The organism is Acinetobacter sp. S54, from assembly GCF_016624945.1.
Lineage (GTDB): Bacteria > Pseudomonadota > Gammaproteobacteria > Pseudomonadales > Moraxellaceae > Acinetobacter.
On record NZ_JACVUI010000021.1, the window covers coordinates 1 to 25,612 of the forward strand.

Annotated in this window: 23 protein-coding genes; 10 read left to right on the forward strand and 13 right to left on the reverse strand. The window is 39.8% G+C overall.

Annotated features, from left to right (window positions below):
* Positions 1-208 precede the first annotated feature (208 nt).
* Complete coding sequence (locus tag IAE20_RS16275) at positions 209-472, reverse strand: hypothetical protein (protein WP_200461670.1); 264 nt, start codon at positions 470-472, stop codon at positions 209-211.
* Between the two features lie 371 nt (positions 473-843).
* Positions 844-2,076, reverse strand: coding sequence for a tyrosine--tRNA ligase (tyrS, locus tag IAE20_RS16280; protein WP_200482901.1), 1,233 nt, complete (start codon positions 2,074-2,076; stop codon positions 844-846).
* Positions 2,077-2,137: 61 nt separating this feature from the next.
* Between tyrS and IAE20_RS16285 the strand changes: the two genes are divergently transcribed.
* On the forward strand, positions 2,138-3,268 hold the full coding sequence (locus IAE20_RS16285; RefSeq protein ID WP_200461672.1) for an anhydro-N-acetylmuramic acid kinase: 1,131 nt from the start codon (positions 2,138-2,140) through the stop codon (positions 3,266-3,268).
* A gap of 71 nt (positions 3,269-3,339) precedes the next feature.
* Here IAE20_RS16285 and erpA read toward each other — a convergent pair whose 3' ends face one another.
* The 4 genes from erpA to IAE20_RS16305 all read right to left on the reverse strand — a co-directional run bounded on the left by erpA (position 3,340) and on the right by IAE20_RS16305 (position 7,352).
* Positions 3,340-3,675 carry an iron-sulfur cluster insertion protein ErpA gene (erpA, locus tag IAE20_RS16290; protein ID WP_200461673.1) on the reverse strand — a complete coding sequence of 112 codons (336 nt, stop codon included), beginning with the start codon at positions 3,673-3,675 and terminating at the stop codon, positions 3,340-3,342.
* A 122-nt stretch (positions 3,676-3,797) separates the two neighbouring features.
* Complete coding sequence (locus tag IAE20_RS16295; protein WP_200482902.1) at positions 3,798-4,802, reverse strand: putative solute-binding protein; 1,005 nt, start codon at positions 4,800-4,802, stop codon at positions 3,798-3,800.
* A gap of 279 nt (positions 4,803-5,081) precedes the next feature.
* On the reverse strand, positions 5,082-6,086 hold the full coding sequence (locus IAE20_RS16300; RefSeq protein ID WP_200482903.1) for a putative solute-binding protein: 1,005 nt from the start codon (positions 6,084-6,086) through the stop codon (positions 5,082-5,084).
* A gap of 258 nt (positions 6,087-6,344) precedes the next feature.
* The gene (locus IAE20_RS16305) at positions 6,345-7,352 is read right to left on the reverse strand and encodes a putative solute-binding protein (protein WP_200461676.1); all 1,008 of its coding nucleotides are present in this window, start codon (positions 7,350-7,352) and stop codon (positions 6,345-6,347) included.
* A 256-nt stretch (positions 7,353-7,608) separates the two neighbouring features.
* Between IAE20_RS16305 and IAE20_RS16310 the strand changes: the two genes are divergently transcribed.
* Complete coding sequence (locus tag IAE20_RS16310) at positions 7,609-9,543, forward strand: ATP-binding cassette domain-containing protein (RefSeq protein ID WP_200482914.1); 1,935 nt, start codon at positions 7,609-7,611, stop codon at positions 9,541-9,543.
* Positions 9,544-9,929: 386 nt separating this feature from the next.
* On the forward strand, positions 9,930-10,166 hold the full coding sequence (locus IAE20_RS16315) for a DUF2171 domain-containing protein (RefSeq protein ID WP_200461678.1): 237 nt from the start codon (positions 9,930-9,932) through the stop codon (positions 10,164-10,166).
* Positions 10,167-10,253: 87 nt separating this feature from the next.
* Here IAE20_RS16315 and gyrB read toward each other — a convergent pair whose 3' ends face one another.
* From gyrB to dnaA, 4 genes are all read right to left on the reverse strand, one after another.
* Positions 10,254-12,722: a DNA topoisomerase (ATP-hydrolyzing) subunit B gene (gene gyrB, locus IAE20_RS16320; protein ID WP_200461679.1), complete on the reverse strand. Its 2,469-nt coding sequence runs from the start codon at positions 12,720-12,722 to the stop codon at positions 10,254-10,256.
* Between the two features lie 47 nt (positions 12,723-12,769).
* Complete coding sequence (recF, locus tag IAE20_RS16325; RefSeq protein WP_200482904.1) at positions 12,770-13,852, reverse strand: DNA replication/repair protein RecF; 1,083 nt, start codon at positions 13,850-13,852, stop codon at positions 12,770-12,772.
* Between the two features lie 15 nt (positions 13,853-13,867).
* Positions 13,868-15,016: a DNA polymerase III subunit beta gene (gene dnaN / locus IAE20_RS16840; protein WP_320159403.1), complete on the reverse strand. Its 1,149-nt coding sequence runs from the start codon at positions 15,014-15,016 to the stop codon at positions 13,868-13,870.
* A 90-nt stretch (positions 15,017-15,106) separates the two neighbouring features.
* Complete coding sequence (dnaA, locus tag IAE20_RS16340) at positions 15,107-16,501, reverse strand: chromosomal replication initiator protein DnaA (RefSeq protein WP_200461682.1); 1,395 nt, start codon at positions 16,499-16,501, stop codon at positions 15,107-15,109.
* A 666-nt stretch (positions 16,502-17,167) separates the two neighbouring features.
* On the opposite strand from dnaA, the gene rpmH reads away from it, so the two are divergent.
* The 6 genes from rpmH (at position 17,168) to IAE20_RS16370 (ending at position 22,227) form a co-directional block, all read left to right on the forward strand.
* Positions 17,168-17,302, forward strand: a complete 135-nt coding sequence (gene rpmH / locus IAE20_RS16345; protein ID WP_000831329.1) for a 50S ribosomal protein L34 — start codon at positions 17,168-17,170, stop codon at positions 17,300-17,302.
* 36 nt (positions 17,303-17,338) lie between these two features.
* On the forward strand, positions 17,339-17,731 hold the full coding sequence (gene rnpA / locus IAE20_RS16350; RefSeq protein ID WP_200461683.1) for a ribonuclease P protein component: 393 nt from the start codon (positions 17,339-17,341) through the stop codon (positions 17,729-17,731).
* A gap of 9 nt (positions 17,732-17,740) precedes the next feature.
* Positions 17,741-18,061, forward strand: a complete 321-nt coding sequence (yidD, locus tag IAE20_RS16355) for a membrane protein insertion efficiency factor YidD (RefSeq protein WP_200482905.1) — start codon at positions 17,741-17,743, stop codon at positions 18,059-18,061.
* Positions 18,062-18,066: 5 nt separating this feature from the next.
* Positions 18,067-19,815 carry a membrane protein insertase YidC gene (yidC, locus tag IAE20_RS16360; RefSeq protein ID WP_200461685.1) on the forward strand — a complete coding sequence of 583 codons (1,749 nt, stop codon included), beginning with the start codon at positions 18,067-18,069 and terminating at the stop codon, positions 19,813-19,815.
* A gap of 99 nt (positions 19,816-19,914) precedes the next feature.
* Positions 19,915-21,270 carry a tRNA uridine-5-carboxymethylaminomethyl(34) synthesis GTPase MnmE gene (gene mnmE, locus IAE20_RS16365; RefSeq protein WP_200482906.1) on the forward strand — a complete coding sequence of 452 codons (1,356 nt, stop codon included), beginning with the start codon at positions 19,915-19,917 and terminating at the stop codon, positions 21,268-21,270.
* Positions 21,271-21,528: 258 nt separating this feature from the next.
* Positions 21,529-22,227: a DsbC family protein gene (locus tag IAE20_RS16370; protein WP_200482907.1), complete on the forward strand. Its 699-nt coding sequence runs from the start codon at positions 21,529-21,531 to the stop codon at positions 22,225-22,227.
* 57 nt (positions 22,228-22,284) lie between these two features.
* Here the strand turns inward: IAE20_RS16370 and IAE20_RS16375 are convergent, their stop codons facing one another.
* From IAE20_RS16375 to guaD, 3 genes are all read right to left on the reverse strand, one after another.
* Positions 22,285-22,539, reverse strand: a complete 255-nt coding sequence (locus tag IAE20_RS16375) for a GlsB/YeaQ/YmgE family stress response membrane protein (RefSeq protein WP_200461688.1) — start codon at positions 22,537-22,539, stop codon at positions 22,285-22,287.
* A gap of 171 nt (positions 22,540-22,710) precedes the next feature.
* On the reverse strand, positions 22,711-23,238 hold the full coding sequence (gene hpt, locus IAE20_RS16380) for a hypoxanthine phosphoribosyltransferase (protein WP_200461689.1): 528 nt from the start codon (positions 23,236-23,238) through the stop codon (positions 22,711-22,713).
* A 235-nt stretch (positions 23,239-23,473) separates the two neighbouring features.
* Positions 23,474-24,793, reverse strand: a complete 1,320-nt coding sequence (gene guaD, locus IAE20_RS16385) for a guanine deaminase (protein ID WP_200482908.1) — start codon at positions 24,791-24,793, stop codon at positions 23,474-23,476.
* Positions 24,794-25,007: 214 nt separating this feature from the next.
* On the opposite strand from guaD, the gene IAE20_RS16390 reads away from it, so the two are divergent.
* Positions 25,008-25,601, forward strand: coding sequence for a nucleotidyltransferase family protein (locus IAE20_RS16390; RefSeq protein WP_200482909.1), 594 nt, complete (start codon positions 25,008-25,010; stop codon positions 25,599-25,601).
* Positions 25,602-25,612: the final 11 nt, after the last annotated feature.

The window sequence follows — 25,612 nt, forward strand, 5'->3', positions numbered from 1 at the left end:
TGTTTCGCGTCGGGATGCTGCGTATTCTATACATTTTGTAAATCAACGCAACCCCTGAAAGCATTTATTTTCAATAGATGCGCTTTTTTTCGTCGATTCCGCTTTAAGCGTTCAACAAATGAACGTAAATTGATTATTCTTCAAACCAATCATAAAAAAAAGTACATGTGAACATGTACTTTTTGGAGTGTATTATCCATATGATGAGTCAATGAATATGGTAATTACCTCGTACATCGATGACTTCTCGAATCATTTGCTGTCTACCCACATAGCTTTCCCCAAAGAAAAATAGTTTTGCTCGGTAAGGTAATCTTGACATGACCATACTCGATAATTGGTAATTTTCAACAACATCTAATTTATCTAGATAATAATGTGCTAATAAATACTGTTGTTCTTCGATAGCAACAGGATCTGTGTCAAATAAAAAAGTGATTAGCCAGTTGAGGTGTTGTTGATCAAATCCCATGGATAGCTCTCCTCTCGTTGTTTTTATCCACTAAATCATAGTTTTACTACATGCATATCATTTTCATTGAATAAATTTTATCTAAATGTTGCGGGTAGATAATGTATTCTCCTTAAACATGTAGCAGATTTTCTGTTTAATTTATTTATACCGTAGTTTTTTATTTTTTACAGGATTTATTTGGCTTTTGCTAAAAGAATAAAATGGATCTAATTTCCACTGTGTTTGCACTATTTTTATGTATTTATACTAATAATCAAAGTGATAATCACCATTGTTGTACAGGCCATATTCATAATTTAACAAAGCCTTATATTTTATAAATAAAAAAAGCAGACTTAAAGCCTGCTTTTTTTATGAAGTTAACAAACTTAATCTGTAAATATTACTCGAGCAATGGCTTTTTTACCCGCCTGAATAATATATGTCTTGTTCTCTTTCACTGAAAAATTTGCATCGACCACATTCCAGTCAACTTTAACTGCTCCACGCGCTACGGCATCTTTGGCTTGAGCGGCATTTTTGGTCAGACCTGCCAAACGCAGAATAGAAGCAATAAAGATTTCTCCACCAAACTCACCACGAGAAATAGTAATTTCAGGCGTATCTTCTGGCACTTCACCGTCAGTAATAATATTACCTGCGCCTTTATGAGCATTTGCTGCTGCTTCGGCGCCATGAAAACGTTCGACCAGTTCAATTGCAAGAATTTTCTTCAATTCTTGTGGATTACGACCATCAGCCATTTCTTTAAGCAGACCTTGAATCTCATCCATGGATTTAAAGCTGAGCAACTCAAAATAACGTTCAATCAGCGTATCCGGCATAGATAACACCTTTTGATACATCGCACCTGGTGCATCAAATACGCCAATATAATTGCCCAGTGATTTGGACATTTTATTGACACCATCTAAACCTTCAAGAATTGGAACAGTAATACAAACCTGAGAGTCCTGCCCATAACGCCCTTGTAAGGTACGTCCCATTAATAAATTAAAGGTTTGGTCTGTTCCACCTAGTTCTACATCAGCTTCAAGTGCAATCGAATCGTAACCCTGTACCAGTGGATATAAAAATTCGTGAATCGCAATCGGCTGATGGTTATTATAACGCTTCGTGAAGTCATCACGCTCTAACATACGTGAAACGGTTTGCTGACTCGCTAATTGAATGAGATCAGCTGCTGATCTTTGATTAAACCATTCTGAGTTAAAACGAACTTTGGTTTTATTGGGATCAAGAATTTTAAAAACCTGTTCCTGATAGGTTTTGGCATTAGCCTCTACCTGTTCACGCGTCAACGGCGGACGTGTCGCACTTTTACCCGTTGGGTCACCAATCATGGCAGTATAGTCGCCAATTAAGAACGTAACTTCATGTCCTAGATCCTGAAAAGTTTTGAGCTTATTGATCAACACCGTGTGACCAAAATGCAAGTCTGGTGCAGTAGGATCAAAACCAGCCTTAATTTTTAAAGGACGATTTTCCTTGAGTTTCTTTAACAGATCCTCTTCGGAAATAATTTCATGAGTGCCTCGTTGAATGAGGGCAAGCTGTTCTTCAGCAGGCAAGAAATTTGACATCACAAAACCTAAACACATCAGTTATTCAATTTGTGCGATATACTAACACTTTTTCAGCAGATTGCAGGCGAAGTTACTCATGACATCGATCTATATTGGGGTAATGACCGGTACCAGCATGGATGGGGTCGATTTCGTTGCTGCCTCATTTGATCCCTTACATCTTCATGCAACTTTGACTATTCCTTTTGAACCTGAGTTACGTGATGAGCTTATGGCGCTTACTTTGCCAGGGGATAATGAAATTGATCGAATGGGTAAGGCTGATGTGACACTTGCCACGCTGATTGGTCAAGGTATTAATAAACTGATCGAAAAGAATCAATTAGATCGTAATCAAATTAAAGCAATTGGCTCGCATGGACAAACTATTCGTCATCGTCCTGAACATGGATTTACCCTGCAAATTGGTGATCCCAATATAATTACGGAAATTACTCAGATTCCTGTGATTTCTGATTTTCGACGTCGCGATATGGCTGCAGGTGGACAGGGCGCGCCTTTAGTACCTGCATTTCATCAAGCGATTTTTCAACATTCAACGATTCACCGCGTTATTTTAAATCTGGGTGGCATTGCCAATGTCAGTATGCTGCCCGCAGGGCTGCCTGAAGATGTCTATGGCTTTGATACAGGACCTGCTAATATTTTAATGGATGCATGGTGCGAACGTTATACTGGCCACCCTTATGATGAAAATGGTAACTGGGCAGCTTATGGTCAACCCATTCGCGGACTATTAGAACGTTTGCAAGCCCATGAGTTTTTTTCAAAGGAACCGCCAAAAAGTACGGGCCGTGAAGACTTTAATATTGACTGGTTAGATGATCAGCTTGCAGACTGGCGTAATGATGAGCTGGAATATGATGAGCTAGAAGATACCCCAGAAAATGTACAAGCAACTTTACTGAAACTCACCACTCGTGCGATTAAAAAAGCAATTTATCGTTCTGATCTTGATACGGGTGAAGTTTACGTGTGTGGTGGTGGTGCTTATAACTCACATTTATTGGAGCAATTGCGCTGGCGTTTGCGCAAACACAATTGGTCAGTACAAAGTACCAGTGTGCTAGGATTATCTCCAACATGGGTTGAGGCGACCGCATTTGCATGGCTAGCTATGCGCTTCATGACACAGCAAAGTGGTAACTTGCCTTCTGTTACAGGTGCCAAAGACTTTCGTATCTTAGGCACTATAACCTGTGTTTAAGCTATCGATCCTTTTTGACAAAAAATCCCCAATTGGGGATTTTTTTATGATCATCAGACTATAGAGAATATTTAGATGGAAAAAGATGAACCACAACCACAAGTAGTGGTAGCATTTGGGTTCTGTACAATAAAACGAGAACCTTCAAGACCTTCAAGATAATCTACAACTGAACCTATCAGGTATTGATAACTCAATGAATCAACCAACATGGTGACATCACCATTTTCAAACTTGGCATCATCTTCATTGGCGCTTTCAGCAAAATTAAAACCATAAGAAAATCCAGAACAACCACCACCCGTCACGTAAACACGTAGCATTAAATCCTGATTCCCTTCGCTGTCACGGAGTTGACGCACTTTTTTGGCAGCATTATCTGAGATAACAAGAGCTTGGGCATTCATGATGGACATTCCTCAACCTAAATCTGATGTCTTAAAAAGAAAAAGACCATATACAGTATAACATACACAATATATGGTCAGTTCTGGAAGTTTAAACTTTATTCAGAGTATTTGTATCAGGATTATTTGTAATTTTCGTCCTGTAAAGCACACTCAAAGTTTTTCGGATTTTCTTTACAGCGGAATTGCCATAACAATTTCATCATGCGTTTATCGTAAATTCCCTTTTTGGTCAGATTAATTCGAGATTCTCGCATTAACTTTTGATAACCTGGTTGATCCGCAGCAGGCACATCCATCCAATATTTCTGTGGAATATCCGCTTTCATTTTGCCCAAAATCGTAAATGCTCTCGGTAATTGTCCTTTGACCCAATCACGTGATTTTTGACCGAATCCCGCAGGGAATTTATCAGGTCGAATGATCAAGTTTCCAGTGACCTGTAAAATAGGGTAATTCACAATCGCACCAGTTGTTCCCAAACCTTTATGTAATTCGAGCGCTTTAAATGCTGCTGCTGGTGCACCAATAATATCAACCTGATGGTTATTAAATTTTGCTCCGAAATTAGTTACATCAGCACTAACAGCCTGCGCACCAATTTGCTGAACCATAATTTTTTGTGCTTCGTCATAATCTAAAACAGCAATTTTTTTGCCTGCTGCTTTGGCCACAGTATTGATATTACGGTCATTGACCAATAAATAAGCATCTCCAATCGGAATAACACCCACTACTTCATATTGACCCTGTGTCATATATTTAGAAAATGCAGGAATTGATAATCCCTGCATAATCTTCACCGCCAGCTTTAAGTCAGTAATTGCACCAATCGCATCTAGTGATCCCGTAAAGGCATTAAATTGGCGACCGCGTAAACCCGTGATACTTACTCCATCACATTTACCGGCTTTAAAATCATCTGCAATCACACTTTCATTCTGGCTAACTTTTAGTTCAATATCAGCTCCCCAGCTTTTAGCCGCTAACTGATAGTCTTTCATCAGGCTATAGACATCACCATTTTTTCCCACCAAATCAAAAACACAGATTGTTTGCTTTGCCTGCACCCCCATCGATGCTGCAAACAAACCAGCTGTCATTGCGAGCGTTTTTGACCATTTCATATGCATACCTTCCATTATTGCCTTTGTTCTTTTTTTGCTTGATGAACATGCAGTCCTGCACCTTCACATAGTCCAGTCCAATTAAAATCTATAATTTCACATTGATGTCAAATAACAGGTTTAAAACCATATAGGTGCCCTACCGTCACTGATCCCTGTGAACTTAATTCTTTAGTTTTAGATTATCAATTTTTAAATCTGCATCAATGGCTTAACTGACAGGATTTTAGAAATAAAAAAACTCGGAAATAATTCCGAGTTTTTCCAATAAAATCAATATTATTCGCCAGGCATTGAACATTCAAAATTGGCTTTATCTACTGAACAGCGCGCTTTTTTCAACACAGACATCATACCAGCATCATATACACCACGTTTAGTAAGATCGATACGACCATCACGTAATAGTTTTTGATATTTCAATTTGTCTTCTGGTGTTAGATTCATCTTGTATTTTGCAGGAATTTGCGCTTCCAAACGATTGATCATGGCAAAGCTCTTCGGCAATTGTTTAATGAACCAATCACGAGATTTTTGACCAAAACCAGCAGGGAATGCTTCAGGGCGAATGACCAAGTCAGCAGTTACATGCAAGACAGGAAAATTCATCATCGCACCATTCGTGCCTAAACCTTTATTTAACTCAAGCGGCTTATAGGCATATGCTGGTGCACCAACCATATCAACCTGACCGTTATTAAATTTTGCAGCAAAGTTAGAAATATCAGATAGAACTGCTTGTGCGCCTACGCGTTGTACCATAATTTTTTGCGCATCGTCATACCCCAAGACTGCAAACTTTTTACCTGCCGCTTTTTCTACAGAGTTAATGCTTTTATCACGTACAAAAATGAAAGCCGAACCCAATGGTGCGATGCCAGCAACTTCGTATTTTTTACCGCCCAGATTTGAGGTTAATTTTGCTGCATTACGCGCATCCAGAACATAGGTAATCGCACGTTGCGCAATCTGGTTGTTTGGAACACCGCCCAACGAGTCGATCGAACCCGCAAATTTATTATATTGACGGGCACGCATGGCTGTCATGGTTACTGCATCACATTTACCAGCTTTAAAATCATTATCTGCAACTGCTTCATCCTGACGTGGAACCAGCGTAATATCAGCACCCCAGCCTTTAGCTGCCAATGCCCATTCTTCCATCATTTTATACGACTCACCTGATTTCCCTAGCAAATCGAATACACATACTGTTGCGGCTTGAGCTGTTACCGAAAAACCAGCAAGAGTGGTTGCGGCCAGAGCAAATGCGATTTTTTTCATTTTGTTATTCCTTCGTACCAAATTTCCAGTTAGGAGTATCCTTACACGGCAAATATTAATCGGGTTATTTAAAAAAAAATAGAGTATTTACTCCATTTTTTGTGGAAAAATGAATATTTATTGTACAAAATCGTGAATAATTTCTTGTTTTAAGTAATATTCAGTAAAAAATATATAAACAATACTTTAAAATATAAAGAGTTTTCTTAAACTTTTTTTATTCGATAAGAAAACTCCAAAGTCATTTTATAAGGTCTTTTATTCGCCGCTTAGAGAACATTCAAAGTTGGTTCGTTCAACTGTGCAACGTGCGCGTTTAAGTACTGTCATCATATTCGGGTCATAAATCCCTTGTTTTGCAAGATCTATACGCCCATCGCGTAATAATTTTTGATATTTTATTTTGTCTTCATTGGATAAATTGATTTTATATTTATCAGGAATACCGGCTTCTAAACGGCGCACCATGGCAAAATTTTTCGGTAACTGATTTAGAAACCAATTACGCGATTGTGGGCCAAAATTGCTGGGAAATTTGTTTTGCCGAATAATCAAATCAGCGGTAATATTGGCAACAGGAAAGTTAATCATGGCGCCATTGTTACCCAAGCCTTTTTGAATTTCTAGCGGTTTATAAGCGTAGGCTGGAGCAGGCACAATGTCGACTTGCCCACTATTAAATCGAGCAACAAAATTTGAAATATCAGAAGCAACAGGAACCGCGCCAACACGCTGACTCATAATTTTTTGCGCTTCGTCATACTGCAAGATTGCGATTTTTTTCCCTTTAGCACGTTCAAGATTATTGATATTACGATCACGTACAAACAAATAAGCCTGACCAATCTGCACAATACCGGCGACTTCGTATTTATCGCCATCCATAGTTGTGGTTAATCGATGATTGTTACGTTTATCTAATACGAAAGTAATCGCTTTTTGCGCAATAGAATTATTTGGAACAGCGCCCAGTGCATCCACCGAACCTGCAAACTTGTTGTACGGGCGGGCACGCATAGAAGTGATATACACACCATCGCATTTACCTTCACGAAAATCTTTTTCAGCCTGAGCCTCATCCTGACGTGGAATAAGATTAATATCCGCATTCCACGCTTTCGCTGCTAATGCCCATTCTTCAAGCATTTTGTATGAGTCACCTGCTTTTCCCAACAAATCAAACGCACAGACGTTAATTTGGGCATGAGTGGTCGTCATGCACCCCAACAACACTGTTGTACCCAGTATCGAAAGTCCTTTATTCATCATCGCATTCCTTTTCCGACTTGTTCTTGCTTAGTTTTTGTTCTGTACTTATTACTATAGTAAGCTTAAGTCAATAAAAATAGAGTTTTAGCTCTATTAAGGCTTAAATCCTGTAAATTTTCTGACGAAATGCATAATTTTTTTTGACACATTTCATCTTTTCGTTAAAAAATGCAAAATTGACTAAAACTTTGTCTTCTTCTGCATATCCCTTTAAAATATTCACTTTCTTTTATGATGTAGCGTGTTCATTTCCATGATTCAGCTTGACCAGTTTTCAATTCGCCGCGGCGGACGTGTTTTATTTCAAAAAGCATCGATGCAACTGCATCCAGGCTGGAAAATTGGTTTAACAGGTGTGAATGGTGCTGGAAAATCTACTTTATTTTCAGCCCTGCTCGGTGGTATTGAAGCAGACAGTGGCAGTTTAAGCCGACCAAATATTTGGACTGTTGCCCACATGGCGCAAGAAATTAAAGCTTTAGACATGAAAGCAATTGATTTCGTGTTATCTGGAGATGAAGAATATTGGACCATTCAGAATCAACTCAATGCTCCAGAACAATTAAATAATGATCAATTGGCTGATTTATATAGCCGTTTTGATGAAATTAATGGTTATTCAGCTTCAGCTAAAGCCTCTCAACTTATGGCAGGTTTAGGTTTTTTTGAACATCAATCGCAATTAGATGTTTCTAGTTTTTCTGGTGGTTGGCGCATGCGTCTCAATTTGGCACGCACCTTAATGAGCCGTTCAGATTTATTATTGTTAGATGAACCCACTAACCACTTGGATCTCGATGCCATTTTATGGCTAGAGGACTGGCTGAATAGTTATGAAGGAACTCTGGTTCTGATTTCACATGATCGGGATTTTTTAGATGCAATTACCGATCATGTTTTACACATCGAAAATCAAGAGCTCACACTTTATACAGGAAACTATTCTACTTTTGAAACGACACGTGCTGAGCGCTTAGCACAACAGCAACAAGCCTTTGAGAAACAACAGGAAACTCGCGCACATTTACAAAAATATATTGATCGATTCAAAGCACAAGCCACCAAAGCACGTCAGGCACAAAGTCGAATCAAACAACTGGAACGGATGCAAGAACTTGCACCCGCGCATGTGGATACGCCTTTTACCTTTAGTTTTCGTGAACCGACTAAAATGAGTTCACCACTTTTGGCATTGGAACATGCAGATATTGGATATGCTGCTAAATTAATTGTTACCAATGTGAATTTACAAATTACACCCACCAGCCGCATCGGATTGCTCGGTATGAATGGTGCCGGAAAATCAACTCTAATTAAATCTTTGGTGGGCGATCTTCCACTTATTCAAGGTCAACGCTATGCATCTGAGTTACTCAATATCGGTTATTTTGCCCAACATCAAATGGATGCTTTAGATGGTAATGCCAGTCCAATGCTACAACTGTCACGCATTGCCGATAAAAAAATCAGTGATGCCACTTTACGTGCCTTTTTAGGCAGCTTTGGTTTTAGTGGCGAACGTATGGATACGCCAAGTGAAAGCTTTTCTGGAGGAGAACGTGCGCGTTTAGCACTGGCCCTCATCGTCTGGCAACGTCCTAATGTTCTCATTCTGGATGAACCCACCAACCACTTAGACTTGGATATGCGTCATGCTTTAACTATGGCATTGCAGGATTTTGAAGGTGCAGTGGTACTGGTATCGCATGAGCGTCAATTGATTGCGAGTGTTTGTGACGAACTAATTCTGGTTCACAACGGTCATAGTCAAAGTTTTGACGGTGATTTAAATGATTATGCTCACTGGCTTCGTCAAGCACGTACTGAAATGATCAAAAAAGGGCAACAACCTGCCACGCCTCTTGTTTCACAAGTTACTGTTCAACCCGCAACTTCAAAACTGGATAAAGAAGCTCTACGTAAAGAAGCTGCACAACGTAGAGAACAAACACGACCTATTCGTAAAAATATTGAAAAATACGAAGCTCAGATTGAAAAATTTCAGCCGCGTTTAGGTGAAATTGAAGTTTTACTGGGAGATAGTTCACTTTATGAAAGCGAGCGCAAAGACGAACTGCTCAAACTTATGAATGAACAAACTGAACTCAAACAAAAACTGGAACACGCTGAAGAACAAATGCTAGAACTCATGATGCAGTTGGAAGAACTCGAAAGTTCTTTTGATTAGATAATTGAGTTAGATAGTTTGACCAGAGGGCTGTATCGATTTACAGCCCGACACATTCATTTGCCTAATTTTACAAAGTGAGTGTTTCAATCAAAACATTTAAAAATATAGTCCTTTATTTTTATTAGTTTTTTTAGATTTTAAAAATTAAGATATTGATTTTAAATAAAAATATAAATTAACAGAGCTTACCCGTAATTCCTTATCTTTTGATGAAATACCTATAAAGGTTTACATAAGCCCTGTACACAGCTTCGGAAAAATCCTTAGGCTAAGTCTTAAGGCACAGCACTGATGCTGTTTTAAGTTTGAGTTACTGACTTGCCTACTTGATACAAAGATCAAGTCAATACATGAAACATCATGAAAATATGAGGGACAATCTCATGGCAACTATCAATGTACAAGATATTCAACATCATGCCGAAGTCGTTGGTTCAGATCTGCAACATGTCGGAACTGTCGATCATTTAGATGGTCAGGATAAAATCAAACTGGCTAAAAATGATCAATCTGCAAATGGGCAGCATCATTATATTCCTACTCAATGGGTACAACAGGTTCAGGGTAATCAAGTCGTACTAAATAAAACTGCGGAACAAGTGTTTCAGCAATGGCAATAAGCCAAGTTACAGGACGTGGTTATGAATAGGGAAATTCAAAAAAACAGGCGCAATTAGCGCCTGTTTTTTTGCTATTTAAAAATGCATTTATGCATCAATATCTGCATTAAGTGCATTTTCTTCAATAAAGGCACGACGTGGTTCCACATCATCGCCCATCAAGCAACTAAACATCCGATCTGCTTCAATCGCATCATCAATGGTTACTTGCAACATATTGCGATTCTCAGGATCCATCGTAGTTTCCCAAAGTTGCTCAGCATTCATCTCACCCAGTCCTTTGTAGCGCTGGATCATCATGCCTCGACGTGAATCCTGCAAGATTTGCTGCCAGACCTGATGGAAATTGCTCACATTGATCTTACGATCACCTTTCTGCAAATACGCGCCTTCTTCCAGTAACTTAAACCAGCTCTTGGAATTTTTCAGTAAACGCGCATATTCAGCTGAATTAAGCAAACCAGCATCTAACAGATAATGATGCGGCAAGTTATGCACATAAACTGTTACACGAGGCCAGCAATGAATTGATTTTTCTCCAGCTGGGGTTTCACGCTCAAAACTTTCCAGACTAATTTCAGGGCGTAAACTAGGCTGTAATTTTTCAATTGTCGCACGTAGCTGTTCAGCCCATTGTTCCACATAAGGACGATCCTGACTTTGATCTGCCTTGAATGGTTCCACTTCCAATAAAGCATCTAGCAAACTGGCAGGATAACGCTGAGTTAAACGTTGTAAACTTTTTTGCGAAACTTGATAATCTTCGATGACTTTTGCTAACGCTTCACCATTAATCGCAGGTGCATTGGCACTAATATGCAATTCTAGATCATCAATCGCATTAGAAATCAGGAAGCTTTCTAAAGCCTCATTATCCTTGATATAGAGTTCCTGTTTGCCCTTTTTCAATTTATACAGTGGTGGTTGAGCAATATAAATATGACCACGCTCTACCAATTCTGGCATTTGACGGAAAAAGAACGTCAGTAGAAGAGTACGGATATGCGAACCATCGACATCGGCATCGGTCATAATAATGATTTTATGATAACGCAATTTATCCGGATTATATTCTTCACGGCCAATACCACAGCCCAGTGCGGTAATCAAAGTACCCACTTCCTGACTGGAAATCATCTTATCAAAACGCGCACGCTCTACATTTAAGATTTTACCTTTGAGTGGTAAAATTGCCTGCATTTTACGATTACGTCCTTGTTTTGCACTACCACCAGCAGAGTCACCCTCGACCAGATAGAGTTCCGACAATGCCGGGTCTTTTTCCTGACAGTCCGCCAATTTACCCGGTAAACCAGCAATATCTAGCGCACTTTTACGGCGCGTCATTTCACGAGCTTTTCGTGCTGCATCACGCGCACGGGCTGCATCGATAATTTTACCTGCAATCGATTTGGCTGCTTGTGGATTTTCTAGCAAATAGGCTGAAAACTCTTTGTTCATTGCTTGTTCAACAGCAGGTTTGACTTCACTGGATACCAATTTTTCCTTGGTTTGTGAAGAAAATTTTGGATCAGGTACTTTAACCGAAATGATCGCTGTTAAACCTTCACGTGCATCATCACCCGTCACGTTGACTTTTTCTTTCTTAAGAATATTTTCATTTTCAAGATAGCTATTCAAGCCACGAGTCAACGCTGCCCGGAAACCTGCCAAATGCGCTCCGCCATCTTTTTGCGGAATGTTGTTCGTAAAACAGCGCACATTTTCTTGATAGCTGTCATTCCACTGAAGGGCCACTTCTACCGTAATGCCATTGTCAGCATCAGCAGTAAAATGAAAAATGTCATTTAAGTGATTTTTGCCTTCGTTAATGTATTTCACAAACTCAGATAAACCACCAATGTAGTTGTAAACATGTTCCAGATTAATCCGTTCATCACGCAGGATAATCTTCACACCTGCATTCAAAAACGAAAGCTCACGTAAACGACGCGCTAAAATCTCGACATGGAAAATGGTTTGGCTAAAAGTGTCTGCACTTGGCCAGAAACGTACTGTTGTACCTGTGGTGTCAGTTTCACCAATCACACGCAAGGAATACTGTGGATCGCCATGTTGATATTCCTGCTCATGAATTTGCCCTGCACGATGAATGGTCAGTTGCAATTTGCTGGATAACGCATTAACTACAGATACACCCACACCATGCAGACCGCCTGACACTTTATAGCTATTGTCGTCGAACTTACCACCTGCATGCAAAATGGTCAGAATCACTTCCGCAGCGGATACACCCTCTTCAGGGTGAATATCTGTTGGGATACCACGACCATTATCAGAGACACTAACCGATTCATCTTCGTGAATGGTGACAATAATCTCATCACAATGGCCTGCCAAGGCTTCATCGATTGCATTATCGACCACCTCAAAAACCATGTGATGCAAGCCTGTCCCATCATCTGTATCACCGATATACATGCCTGGACGCTTACGCACCGCATCCAGACCACGCAATACCTTGATACTAGAGGAATCATACGCCTTTTCGTGTGATTGTTCTGTTGGAGAGGCAGATTGAGACTCTGAACTCATGGTTTCTCCCTAGTAAATTATGGATCGATCCCCAGCGGGGAAAAAAATCATATGGGGACAGCATGAACCTGACCATGTTCCACATTAAACAATTGATAAGATACGGCCAGATCATTCAAATGCTGTTGTACAGCCTTTTGATCTAAAGTGGTAATAAAAACTTGGCTACCTAACTGGCTTAATCGTTCAATTAATCGCCGCTGTGCGGCATGGTCTAATTCTGCTGTCAAATCATCTAATAATACCACAGTTTCCTTATTACTCGCATGTAACATTGCAATCTGTGACAGTTTTAAAGCCATCATCAAGAGCTTTTTCTGGCCCCGTGATAGCACATCATCGGCATCGCCTAATGAAGTTTTTAAACGCAAATCAGCGCGATGTGGACCATATTCAGTATAACGACGTTCCACATCTTTAACATGATAATGAATCAAGTCATTTAAGAGCCCTTGTTCCTGATGAAAGCCTGCCTGATAATCCAGTTCAATACTCACTTCAGGCAATAATTTCTGTAAATCCTGTTGTAAAAATAACTGCCACTGTTCAATCATCACCGTACGTTGACTATGCAACATTTCACCATACATGGCCAAAAGTTTGTTCCAAGGTTCTAACTCTGCCAATGAAATCTGGCGAGAATGCTTAAGCAAACTATTACGTTGTTTTAAAGCACGAGAATATTGCTGCCAAGTTGTATAAAAATCAGGTTCCACGTGAAACATCAGCCAATCTAGCATTTGTCGCCGAGGCTTAGCCCCATGATCCAAAATATCAGTACTTTGTGGATCAATATGCTGTAAAGGTAATAATTTGGCCAATTGTCCCTGTGTCGCCACTGGATCACCATTGACCTTGATTAATTGTTCTCCTGTCGTCAGCTTACGCATCCCCACTTTTTCAGTGGCTGACTGTGCAAAAACGATCGCATCAGGCATCCCTTGTTGTATATAGTGTTTGGGCGTATAGGTGCGAAAAGAACGTCCTGTCGACAATAAATGAATTGCTTCTAGCACTGAAGTTTTGCCAGAGCCGTTGGCGCCATAAAAAATATTAAACGGCTGCAACCCAGAGAGAGCAACCGTTTTTAAATTGCGCACACGCTCGATATTTAAACGTGTTATATGCATAATCAGATTCGTTCTTTAGACACGCATCGGCATCACTACATACGTTTGATCACTATGTGCAGGATCTTGTACCAAAACAGACTGATTGGCTTCGCTCATGGTCATACTAACATCATCCCCATCCAGTACGTTTAAAACATCCAATAAATACTGGGCATTAAATGACATTTCCATAGAGGTGTTTTGATATTGAATTGCTAAATCTTCAATTGCTTCATCTTGTTCAGGGTTATTGGCACGAAGCTGTAACACATCGGGATTAAAGTTTAAGAATACTCCACGTAATTTTTCATTACTCAAAATTGCCACGCGTTGCAAGGATTGCTTAAATACATCATGAGCAATTTGCGCCAGTTTATCTCCTCCACGAGGGATCACGCGGCGATAATCTGGAAATTTGCCATCAATCAACTTGGTGGTAAATCGAACCGTAATATCTCCCTGTTCTTTATCACGACTCGGAGTAGTAATTTTTACATTGAGTAATTCACGACCAATAAGCAAACTTAACTGTTCATCTTCAATACTGAGTAAACGCTGCAATTCACCAACAGCTTTACGAGGCACAATGGCTTGGACTAATTGTGTCGCATTGGAGGATGCTAAAACCTCACATAACGCTAAACGGTGACCATCTGTGGTGACTGCACGCAATTGATTTTCATCAATTTCTAGCAAAGTTCCTGTCAAATAAAAACGTACATCTTGTACTGCCATGGCAAAAGCAGTTTTTTCAAATAAACGTTTGAGTTCACGTTGCGTGACCTGAACTTGTGTACCCTGATTATTTTCAGTATTGAGTAAAGGGTAATCTTCTGCGGGTAAAGTGCCCAATACAAAGCGACTATTGCCTGATTTTAAAATACAACGCTGATCTTCAGTAATTTGCAAATCAATCAACGCCGCGGTAGGCAACGATTTACAGATATCCATCAATTTACGCGCTGGAACTGTGGTTTCTCCCGCTTGCAAGCAAGCTCCTTCAGCCAGGGTGGTACTCGCGACTAGCTCGACCTCAAGGTCTGAACCAGTAATGGTTAAGGCCTGATCAGTCGCCTGAATTTTAACGTTTGAAAGAATATTTAAGGTATGACGACGCTCCACCGCTCCAACAACATGGGATAGAACATTGACTAAACTTTCTTTAGCGATTTTCAAACGCACAATTCATTCCTCTAACAACTGAAGGCATTATTTCATTTTTTAGCTGTGTACTATGCGGGAGTTGATACGACTTTGCAACTGCCCAGATACTTAACTTTGCAGTAAACGCAATAAGTTTTTATAGTCTTCGTTAAAGATAGGATCTTCATCTTTCAAACTTTGTACTTTTTCACAGGCATGCATGACAGTACTATGGTCACGCCCACCAAAGGCCATACCAATTTCAGGAAAACTATCCCCTGTTAATTCACGAGCCAATCCCATCGCTAACTGCCTTGGACGCGCATAAATCCGAGTACGTTTAGGACCCACCAATTCTTTCAGTGGAATGCGAAAATACTCACTCACCACACGCTGAATATTTTCAACGCTAATAGTACGGGCACGGATAGCCAACACATCTTTTAAAGATTCTCTCACCACATCCAGATCAATCTGAGAGCCTTTAAAACGGGCAATTGCAACCACCTTATTCAAAGCACCTTCTAATTCACGGACATTGGCAACCACTTGCTGGGCAATAAACAAAGCACAATTACGCGGCAAATCAACACCACTGTTTTCAGCTTTTTTTAGTAATATCTCGATACGTGTTTCAATATCAGGTGGTTCAACCCCAACAGAAAGTCCCCAAGAAAAACGCGACACCAACCGTGGATCTAACTCGGTTAATTCTTTGGGATAGCGATCTGAAGTGAGAATAATTTGCTTGGACTCATCCAATAACGCATTAAACGTATAAAAGAACTCCACAAGGCTAGCTTCTTTACCTGCCAACAAATGAATGTCATCCACCAATAACAAATCTAAAGAACGGCAGTTTTTCTTAAATTCTTCTACTTTGCCTTTTTGCAATGAGGATACAAAATCTTGAACAAAGCTTTCAGCGGTCATATACATGACCCGCGCATTTGGCTTGGCCTGTAACAAAGCATTTCCCACAGCCTGCATTAAATGGGTTTTCCCCAGACCTGTCGGACCATATAAAAACAATGGATTATGCTGTGAAGCACCAAGTTGAGTTAATGCCTTACGACAGGTTTCGGCTGCCATCTGGTTAGAACGACCTTCGACAAAAAGCGAAAAAGTGAATAACGGATTAAGTAAACGTTTTTTTGAATTCAAATTTTTTGCAGTTGTTGTGGAGGTGACCTCAACAACTTCTTTTTTTACCCGAGTAGGTGCTGCAACTGTATTTAATGCAGCAGTTGTCGTTGCAGGTTGTTCGGTTGGGGACAAAATTGCCCCAGGGCGTGAATCAACCAAGATATCCACCTGACGAACACGTCCTTCGGATAATTGTTCAGCAAGAATTGAAATTAATTCAAGGTGATGTTCTTGAATATAACGTGTCCAATAAGGATTTGGAGCATATAAACGTAAGGTGTCCTCCGCCTCCTCGGCAACTAGAGGGCGGATCCACATCGCAAAGACATTATCAGAGAGCTCTTGTCGCAAGCGATTTAAGCAGTCTGTCCACAGCATGTGATTCCCCTATTTCTTTTTAAATTCAAAACTACACCTTCCCCCATTCTTTAACGAAGGGGTCGCCATTCTAACCAAGTTATCCACATCTGTCATGAACGAAACGACATAGTTTGTTCAAAAAGAATGCTTTTACGCTTTAAATTTAAATTCAAACCTGCTGTGGATAAGTTTTATCATAAGCTGGGGATAGTTTTACACAATAAGTTATCCACAATCTATAAGTTTTATAAAAACATAGTTATTCACAGCTTAATATCATGATTATTAAATTTAAAATTAAGATTTCCACAGAAAAAATGGTCCCTAATAAGAATAAATTTAAATTTTAAAATTTGAATTTAATTAATAGCATCCAGATTGCTGTGGATAATTTAGCGAGTTATGAATTTAAATTCAAATACCCAGAGTTTGTTTTAAACTAACATTAAAACTGTTGATAAATATGAGAATAAGCTGTGGGTATAAATAAAACAAGAGTAAATTTAATGAATTAGGTTGTGTATATTTTTTGTAGATACCGATATGAAGTTGGGCTTAGACAAATTTTATTGACCTAGATAACACTGAATAAAATGTAAACTTTTTGATTTTTCATTGACAGCGCAGGTTTAGCACCATAAAATCGCGAACCTTTACAGAAAGATCATATTTGGGAGTTTCGATATGAAACGTACTTTTCAGCCCTCTGAACTAAAACGTAAACGTGTTCATGGTTTCCGTGCTCGTATGGCAACTAAAGCTGGTCGTCAAGTATTAGCTCGCCGTCGTGCAAAAGGTCGTCACAGTTTAACTGTTTAATTTATTTAAATCGTTATTATTACACGATCGGGTGTTATGGCACTTTATAGCTTCGGTACAAATGTACGCTTACATTGCGCTGCTGATTTTAAAAGTGTGTTTGATGGTGCGCTTTTTAAAGTGCATCAACCCCATTTTTTATTTTTGGCAAAACCTTCTGAACAGTGTAAAAGCCGTTTAGGATTGGTTGTTGCCAAAAAAAAAGTGCGTCGTGCGCACGAAAGAAATCGAATAAAACGACTTGCACGTGAAAGCTTTCGTTTGCATCAACAACAATTAGCGCTTATTGATATTGTAGTGATGCCAAAACTGGGCATCGAAACAGTATCCAATGCTGATCTGACTCAGCAACTTCAATTGGCTTGGCGTAAATTAAACCGTCTTGCTCACAAGCATCAAAACGCTGTCTCTCCCTCACATCAAAATTAGAGATGACCAATGGTATCTATCCTGCATTGGTTGATTCGATTTTACCAAATTGCCTTGAGTCCTTTGCTTGGACCTCGTTGTCGCTATATGCCAACCTGTTCGCAATATGCACTAGAAGCAGTTCATTTACATGGTGCGATCAAAGGAAGTTGGTTGGCGTTTAATCGTGTCTGTCGATGTCATCCTTGGGGAGGAAGTGGATATGATCCTGTACCTACAAAAGTAATTCGTTTTATTTCATTTCAGCAAATAGATTCTCAAAAGCCTCACGTTGCTGTACCCTTTCGTGAGCGTTTATTAAACCAAAATCACTTTAACCACTTGGGATAATTGATATGCAACAATGGGCCAGGTTTGCGATTCTCGGAGCCATGTTTGTCACAGCATATTTGCTTATCTTGGCTTGGCAAAAAGATTATGGTCATAGCACAACTTCAGCTCAGCCTGCGCCTGCCGCAGTTGTTGCATCCCATGAAGTTTCTGCGGACCTGCCAAATAGCCAGACTACGGCGACATCGACAGATGTGCCACAAGCGAATATTGCGACGCAACAAGTTACAGATGCCACAGCACCTGTGAATCAACAGCTTATTTCAGTACAAACTGACCTTTATCACCTTTGGATCAATCCTAAAGGTGGTGATATTGTGCGTATTGAATTACTCAATCATGATAAAGACAAAAACAGCGACCAGCCTTTTGTGATGCTGGAAAGCGATGCCAAACGCACTTATGTGGCTCAATCTGGTTTAATTGGATTAAATGGTCCGGATAGTAGTCGCCAAGGTCGTCCACAGTATGAAGTTGAAAAAGCTACGTACACATTGGCAGATGCTAAAGACAGTCAAAACAAAGACGGCAAAACTGAAAAAGTTCTGACGGTACCAATGGTCTATAAAACGGCTGATGGTGTTGAAATCATTAAGCGTTTCACCTTTAAGCAGGGTGATTATCCAGTGGTTGTAAGCTATCAGGTGGTGAACCGTAGTGCGCAAAACTGGCAAGGTCAGATGTTTGGACAGATCAAGCGTGATAACTCAGAAGATCCAGGTAAATCTGACCAGGGTATCTTTACCTTGGGCACTTTCCTTGGTGGCGCTTGGGGGACACCTGAAGAACACTACAATAAGCTGAAATTTGCTAATTTCTCTGATGAAAAATTAAATGTTGATGCCAAAGGCGGTTGGGTCGCGATGGTGCAACATTATTTTGTTAGTGCTTGGATTCCGGGTCATTTTGGTGATCAAGCGTATACTGCTAAATTAGAATCACGTAAATCTGCCGATAATATGAACTTGATTGGTTTTACTTCGCCGACAATTAATGTCCCTGCGGGTAAAACAATGACGGTCGATGCTACTTTCTATTCGGGTCCAAAAATCCAGTCCGAACTGAAAGATTTGGCGGTTGGTTTGAATCAAACGGTTGATTATGGTTGGTTATGGCCGATTGCTAAATTACTGTTCCTTGGGCTGCAATTTTTCCATAGCATTGTAGGAAACTGGGGTTGGTCAATTATTCTTTTGACCGTTTTAGTTAAATTGATTCTGTGGCCACTATCTTCAAAAAGCTATCGTTCAATGGCAAAAATGCGTGTAATTGCACCTGAGATGCAACGCATGAAAGAAGAGTTTGGTGAAGATCGCATGCGTTTCTCTCAGGAAATGATGGCGCTTTATAAACGTGAGCAGGTCAATCCGCTTTCAGGCTGTTTACCCTTGTTGCTGCAAATGCCAATTTTCCTTGCCCTGTACTGGGTATTAATGGAAAGTGTGGAGTTACGTCATGCGCCTTGGATGCTCTGGATTCAGGATTTATCAGCAATGGATCCATGGTTTATCTTGCCATTATTGATGGGTGCGACGATGTTTATTCAGCAAATGCTGAATCCGCAACCTGCTGATCCAATGCAGGCTAAAGTATTCCGTATTATGCCGATCATTTTCACCGTATTCATGTTGTTCTTCCCATCAGGTTTGGTCTTGTATTGGATTGTGAACAACAGTATTACGATTCTTCAGCAATGGTTTATCAATAAAAACGTTGCTAAAAATCGCCCAGCTGCACCAGAAGCGAGTTCTTAAACTTCTTCTAGCTCATAGGGGCTGATAAAATCCGCTTAAGATGATAATCTTGAGCGGATTTTTTATTTCAAAGTTTTGTACTATTTTTAGGTCACCATTATGCATGCACAAACCACCATTACTGCGATTGCCACCCCTCCTGGTCGTGGTGGTGTGGGGGTAATTCGTCTTTCTGGGCCTCAAGCTTTTGCCATAGCTCAGGCTTTAACAGGAAAAACTTTACCTGCGTCACGTATGGCTGGTTTTCGCCAATTTTATGATGCGGTTGGCGAAGTAATGGATGAGGGTTTAGTACTGTGCTTTCCAAATCCATATTCATTTACAGGCGAAGATGTTGTGGAGTTACAGGGGCATGGTGGGCCTGTTATTCAAAATGCTTTGCTGGCTCGTTTATTTGAATTGGGAGCTAAGGCTGCCAAAGCGGGTGAGTTTTCCATGCGCGCCTTTGAAAATGGAAAACTGGATCTAGTACAGGCCGAAGCGATTGCAGATTTGATTGATGCTACCTCACAGGCGGCCGCACGTTCCGCTGTTCGTTCGCTACAGGGCGCTTTTTCAACCAAAATTAATACGGTTTTAGAACAGTTAATTCATTTACGCTTACATGTTGAAGCTGCGATTGATTTTCCAGAAGAAGAGATTGATTTTTTGGCCGATGGCAAAATCTTGGCTTTGCTGGATAATGTCAAACAAGCGGTTCAAGCGGTTCAGCAATCAGCACGACAAGGTCAATTGCTACGCGAAGGCTTACAAGTGGTGATCGCGGGTAAGCCAAATGCAGGGAAATCAAGTTTATTGAATGCCTTGGCAGGCAATGAGCGAGCGATTGTGACAGATATTGCTGGTACCACCCGTGATGTTTTGCATGAAAAAATAAGTTTAAATGGGTTGCCAATTACGTTGACTGATACTGCAGGTTTACGGGAAACAGGTGATATTGTCGAAAAAGAAGGCATTCGTCGTGCGATTAAAGAGATCGAACAGGCAGATCTTTTATTACTGGTATATGACTTAAGTCAAAGAGATGATCCTTTGCAGCTTGCAGAGGAATATTTTAAAGATCATCTTGAACCAAAGCGTTTGATCTTAATTGGTAATAAGTGTGATTTAATTGAACAAACAGCACGCAATGATCAATATCAGGGTTTTCGGCATGTCATGGTATCGGCCAAACAAGAAACAGGTGTACAAGGTCTCATAGAGACGATTACAGCGCATGCAGGTTTTCAGCCAGAGGAAGACACATTTATTGCCAGAACACGTCATCTGGACGCAATGAAACGCACTCAGCACTACCTGGATGAGGCGCGTGAGCAGCTGGTGGTTTTCCATGCAGGTGAGCTTGTCGCTGAATCTTTACGTTTAGCGCAAAATGCATTAGGTGAAATTACGGGTGACTTTAGTGCGGATGATCTATTAGGTAAGATTTTTGGATCATTTTGTATCGGAAAATAAAAAAACACTCATGATGTTTTGATCATGAGTGTATGGAGAGTTTCGGAATCTATTCAGCTTAAACCTATTTCAATTAGGTTGCGTATAAGTTGTGTGAAAATGATTGTAATTTTAAACGACTCAATCTGTGAGTTTAGTTCATTAAAAAAGGTTTCACGTGAAACATAAGCACCACTGTTAAAGTTTCAAAGAAAATATAACAGAGGTTCAACCTGTTTATTTTACAATACCGCTTTGATTTATGTTGAGCGTGATGCAATGTATAAAATTTTACTGGCCATCTTATTGGGTACATGGGCTTTTTCAAGTCAAGCCAATGTAGAAAACGTGCAAGCCCAACTAAAACAAAAATATCCTAAGTTAAATATCGAAAATATTCAAAAAACTGAGATGCAGGGCTTGTATAGTGCAACACTGGATAATCAGATTATTTACATGGGTGAAAATGCTGAGCATATCCTGATTGGTTCCATGATCCGTTTAAACGATCAGCATAATTTGACTAAAGATTTAGTAGTAAAAAATAAAACGATAGATTGGAGTCGTTTGCCTTTACAGGATGCTATCAAGACAGTAAAAGGAAATGGAAAGCGTCAAATTGCAGTTTTTTCTGATCCAAATTGTCCATATTGTAAGCAACTGGAAAATCAGTTTGACCAACTAACCAATGTCACGATTTATACATTTATTTATCCAATTCGTAGCCAATCTGTTCAACCTTCCAAACAGGTTTGGTGTGAAGCAAACCGAGCCTATGCATGGAATAATCTTATTCGTAAAGGTATTTCCCCGCAAAGTGCAGCAACTTGTGCGAATCCCATTGATCGAAATTTAAAACTTGGTCAGGAGTTAGGAATACAAGGAACACCAACCCTAATTTTTTCAAATGGATTTAAAGCCGCTGGGATTCAATCTGCGCAACAGATTGAGGATTTATGGAAAGAGTTTAAATTATAATAATCAAAAAAATAAATAAAAAAAGCACCGAAAGGTGCTTTTGCTCGAGATTGATCTTTAAGCTGCTTTTTTACTAATTAAATTGTAAATAAACAGGATAATGATGGCTCCAATAATCGAGGCGATGAAACCTGCACTGGAGTTTTCACCGTAAAGTCCCAAAAAGCGTCCACCATAAGTAGCTAATAAGGAACCTGCGATCCCGAGTAAAGTCGTTACAATAAATCCTGCTTTGTCTTCACCAGGATGGATGGCGCGTGCAATGAGACCCGCAATAAAACCGACAACAATAGCAACGATAAATGACCACATAAGATATTCTCCTTGTTGTGCTTATTCTGGTTTTACAAGTGCTTGTTATGCTATATTGAACTGTTTTAAATCAGGGTGATAGTAAAGGACTGCTACATCCTGTAGCGTTTTTGTGTGATCTGTATCGATAATAATAGCTATAAAAAATGACGCAAAACGCGTCATTTTAAATTAAAGACCAATTTCGCCAATAAAAGGTAAATGACGATATTTTTGATCATAATCGAGACCATACCCGACGATAAATCGGTCTTCAACCTCAAAGCCCAAAAACTTGACTTCAAGCTCAATTTCACGGCGAGAGGGTTTACTTACTAACGTACATAGCTCAATAGAATTAGGCCCACGTGTTTCCAAAATTTCTAGAACTTTGCTTAAGGTATTGCCAGAATCAATGATATCTTCCACTACCAATACGTCTTTGCCGCGAATTTCACCATCCAGATCTTTTAAAATTTTGACATCACGGCTTGAGGTAGTACTACCACCGTAACTGGAAACCGTCATAAAATCTAATTCATGTGGTTTTTCGATCGCTCGGCATAAATCTGCCATAAAAATAAAGGAGCCGCGTAATAAACCAATTAACACCAGATCTTTTTGGCTATTGGCATAGTGAGCATTAATCTGTTCACCGAGTTGTTTGACTTTGGCCTGAATGTCTTCAGTTGAGATCATTACGCTCATTGGAACGGTCATGGGGTAGATACCTAAAACGCAAAAGTTAAAAATAAAAAAGGTGTTGACCTGCAACACCCTGAAATCTTCAATTCATCTGCAAATTTTAAAACAAAAAAACAGATGATGCATCCTTTCTCAGATGATTCATTGTAACTATGGCTTTTCCTGATCAGGTTGATCGCGTTTTAGCAGCAAGCCGCATGCCACTGCTAGAATTGTCCATTTCAGCCACGGTTTAGATTTCACTGCCGATTTATTGGTTTTTTTGGTAGGCACATTGTCCATAAATATAAGTCGCCTCAATATTTCGATCATCGCCCATGGTAAACAGAGCAAACAATGCATCATCGAGTGATTTCGCACGGGATTGACGTAAGCTCTGCAATGCTGTGGCTTGCAAGTTAAGAACCACAAAATCGGCTTCTTTACCGATATCAAAGTTACCCAGTTTATCCTGTAAATCTAGCGCTTTTGCTCCGCCTATCGTGGCATGATAAAGCGCTTCATAGGCAGAAAGCTTATCCCCTTGTAGTTGTTGTACTTTATAAGCTTCATTGACTGTTTGTAACAGATTAAAGGATGTCCCTGCACCAATATCAGTACCCAAGCCTACTTTAACACCTTGTTCCCAGGTTTTTTTCAAGGGAAATAAACCACTTCCTAAAAATAAATTTGAGGTGGGGCAAAAAGCGATGGCTGAGTCAGTTTGATGCATACATTGCCATTCCTCATCTTCTAAATGGACACAATGCGCAAATACAGAACGCTGACCTGTTAAACCATAATGATGGTACACATCCAGATAACCTTTTTGCTCAGGATAAAGTGATTTTACCCACGCAATTTCATCTTTATTTTCACTTAAATGGGTATGTACATAGACATCAGGGTATTCCTGTTTCAGTTGCCCCGCTTTTTCCAGTTGTTCTGGCGTGGATGTTGGGGCAAAACGTGGAGTAATCGCATACAACGCCCTGCCCTTAGCATGCCATTTTTCTATTAATGCTTTAGAGTCTTCATAGGCACTTTGGGGGGTGTCACAGAGGTCTTCAGGTGCATGACGATCCATAAGTACTTTGCCAGCAATTAGACGCATCTGAATGCGTTCAGCCGCTTCAAATAAGGCATTTACAGATTCAGGATGTACCGTACAAAATACTAATGCGGTTGTTGTGCCATTTTTTAAAAGTTCGTGTACAAAAAAATGGGCAATATTTTGTGCATAATCTGCATCTTTGAATTGTAGTTCGGTTGGAAATGTATAGGTATTGAGCCAGCTGAGAAGCTGTTCACCATACGCACCCACCATTTCAGTTTGTGGATAATGGATATGGGTATCAATAAACCCGGGTACAATGAGTTGCTCAGGATAATGTTGAATTTCAATATTTTCAGGAAGATGAGGTTGTGCATCCTGCCATTTACCAAACCATTTAATTTGACCATTTTCGCTGATGAGTACACCATCCTCAACGTAACGAACTTGTTCAGCAATCTGGTGTGCCTGCGTTACCAAAGACTGGATATCTAAAAATCGACCACGAACGATGGTGGTTTGAGCAGAAGAAGACATCTAAGAACCTACAACTTGTAATTTTTTCGATTGATTGTACCGTATTTCCTGAGAATTACAGTGTTTATATGAAAACCAAGACAAGGATTATTGCGCATTGAAGATAAGAGATTTAAGGACTCAATCAAGAGTCCTTAAATCTCGGCTTTTTTTTCAGAATAAGATGCAAGGAACTTGCCAAACTGTATAAATTTAATTCAAGAAAATAGATGATATGTCAAAATTTAGTAGAATTTCAGCGTCTTATGATCGCAAAATTAAATCTCTAATTCTGAGCCAAGCTTTACTATATCAATATTTAAAAGCATTACGCACCATCAATGAACATTGCTATGTGAGTGCTGGGGTAATCCGACAATTAGTCTGGTCTACGTTACATCATCAGTCATATGAGCTTGAACAGATGGAAATAGATGTGATTTTTTATAATCCCGAGGCGAATCAAGATCAAGAACGACAGATTCAACAAGAGTTACAAAGACAATTTCCTTTAAATGAGTGGGATGTGGTGAATCAGGCTACTGTACATCATTGGTATTTAGATAAAAATGGACAGAAAATACCTGCTTATACGTCATTAATCGAGGCACTTTCTGCATGGCCAGAAACTGCGACAGCTGTTGCGGTTCGTCTAAATGTGCACGACCAGCTTGAAATCGTGGCACCTTTTGGACTTCATGATTTATTTGAGTTGAAATTGCGCTGGAATCCACGTTTGGTGAGCTATGAGACCTTTTGGGATCGAATAATTCAAAAGCAATGGCTTCAACGTTGGCCTAAACTTGAGTTGATTGACGATCAAAAATAAAAGCCCTTCTA

Bases quoted from the DNA above. Each gene is read 5' to 3' on its own strand.
- IAE20_RS16275 (WP_200461670.1), bottom strand. From the start codon at position 472: ATGGGATTTGATCAACAACACCTCAACTGGCTAATCACTTTTTTATTT.
- tyrS (WP_200482901.1), bottom strand. From the start codon at position 2,076: ATGTGTTTAGGTTTTGTGATGTCAAATTTCTTGCCTGCTGAAGAACAG.
- IAE20_RS16285 (WP_200461672.1), top strand. From the start codon at position 2,138: ATGACATCGATCTATATTGGGGTAATGACCGGTACCAGCATGGATGGG.
- erpA (WP_200461673.1), bottom strand. From the start codon at position 3,675: ATGAATGCCCAAGCTCTTGTTATCTCAGATAATGCTGCCAAAAAAGTG.
- IAE20_RS16295 (WP_200482902.1), bottom strand. From the start codon at position 4,802: ATGAAATGGTCAAAAACGCTCGCAATGACAGCTGGTTTGTTTGCAGCA.
- IAE20_RS16300 (WP_200482903.1), bottom strand. From the start codon at position 6,086: ATGAAAAAAATCGCATTTGCTCTGGCCGCAACCACTCTTGCTGGTTTT.
- IAE20_RS16305 (WP_200461676.1), bottom strand. From the start codon at position 7,352: ATGAATAAAGGACTTTCGATACTGGGTACAACAGTGTTGTTGGGGTGC.
- IAE20_RS16310 (WP_200482914.1), top strand. From the start codon at position 7,609: ATGATTCAGCTTGACCAGTTTTCAATTCGCCGCGGCGGACGTGTTTTA.
- IAE20_RS16315 (WP_200461678.1), top strand. From the start codon at position 9,930: ATGGCAACTATCAATGTACAAGATATTCAACATCATGCCGAAGTCGTT.
- gyrB (WP_200461679.1), bottom strand. From the start codon at position 12,722: ATGAGTTCAGAGTCTCAATCTGCCTCTCCAACAGAACAATCACACGAA.
- recF (WP_200482904.1), bottom strand. From the start codon at position 13,852: ATGCATATAACACGTTTAAATATCGAGCGTGTGCGCAATTTAAAAACG.
- dnaA (WP_200461682.1), bottom strand. From the start codon at position 16,501: ATGCTGTGGACAGACTGCTTAAATCGCTTGCGACAAGAGCTCTCTGAT.
- rpmH (WP_000831329.1), top strand. From the start codon at position 17,168: ATGAAACGTACTTTTCAGCCCTCTGAACTAAAACGTAAACGTGTTCAT.
- rnpA (WP_200461683.1), top strand. From the start codon at position 17,339: ATGGCACTTTATAGCTTCGGTACAAATGTACGCTTACATTGCGCTGCT.
- yidD (WP_200482905.1), top strand. From the start codon at position 17,741: ATGGTATCTATCCTGCATTGGTTGATTCGATTTTACCAAATTGCCTTG.
- yidC (WP_200461685.1), top strand. From the start codon at position 18,067: ATGCAACAATGGGCCAGGTTTGCGATTCTCGGAGCCATGTTTGTCACA.
- mnmE (WP_200482906.1), top strand. From the start codon at position 19,915: ATGCATGCACAAACCACCATTACTGCGATTGCCACCCCTCCTGGTCGT.
- IAE20_RS16370 (WP_200482907.1), top strand. From the start codon at position 21,529: ATGTATAAAATTTTACTGGCCATCTTATTGGGTACATGGGCTTTTTCA.
- IAE20_RS16375 (WP_200461688.1), bottom strand. From the start codon at position 22,539: ATGTGGTCATTTATCGTTGCTATTGTTGTCGGTTTTATTGCGGGTCTC.
- hpt (WP_200461689.1), bottom strand. From the start codon at position 23,238: ATGACCGTTCCAATGAGCGTAATGATCTCAACTGAAGACATTCAGGCC.
- guaD (WP_200482908.1), bottom strand. From the start codon at position 24,793: ATGTCTTCTTCTGCTCAAACCACCATCGTTCGTGGTCGATTTTTAGAT.
- IAE20_RS16390 (WP_200482909.1), top strand. From the start codon at position 25,008: ATGTCAAAATTTAGTAGAATTTCAGCGTCTTATGATCGCAAAATTAAA.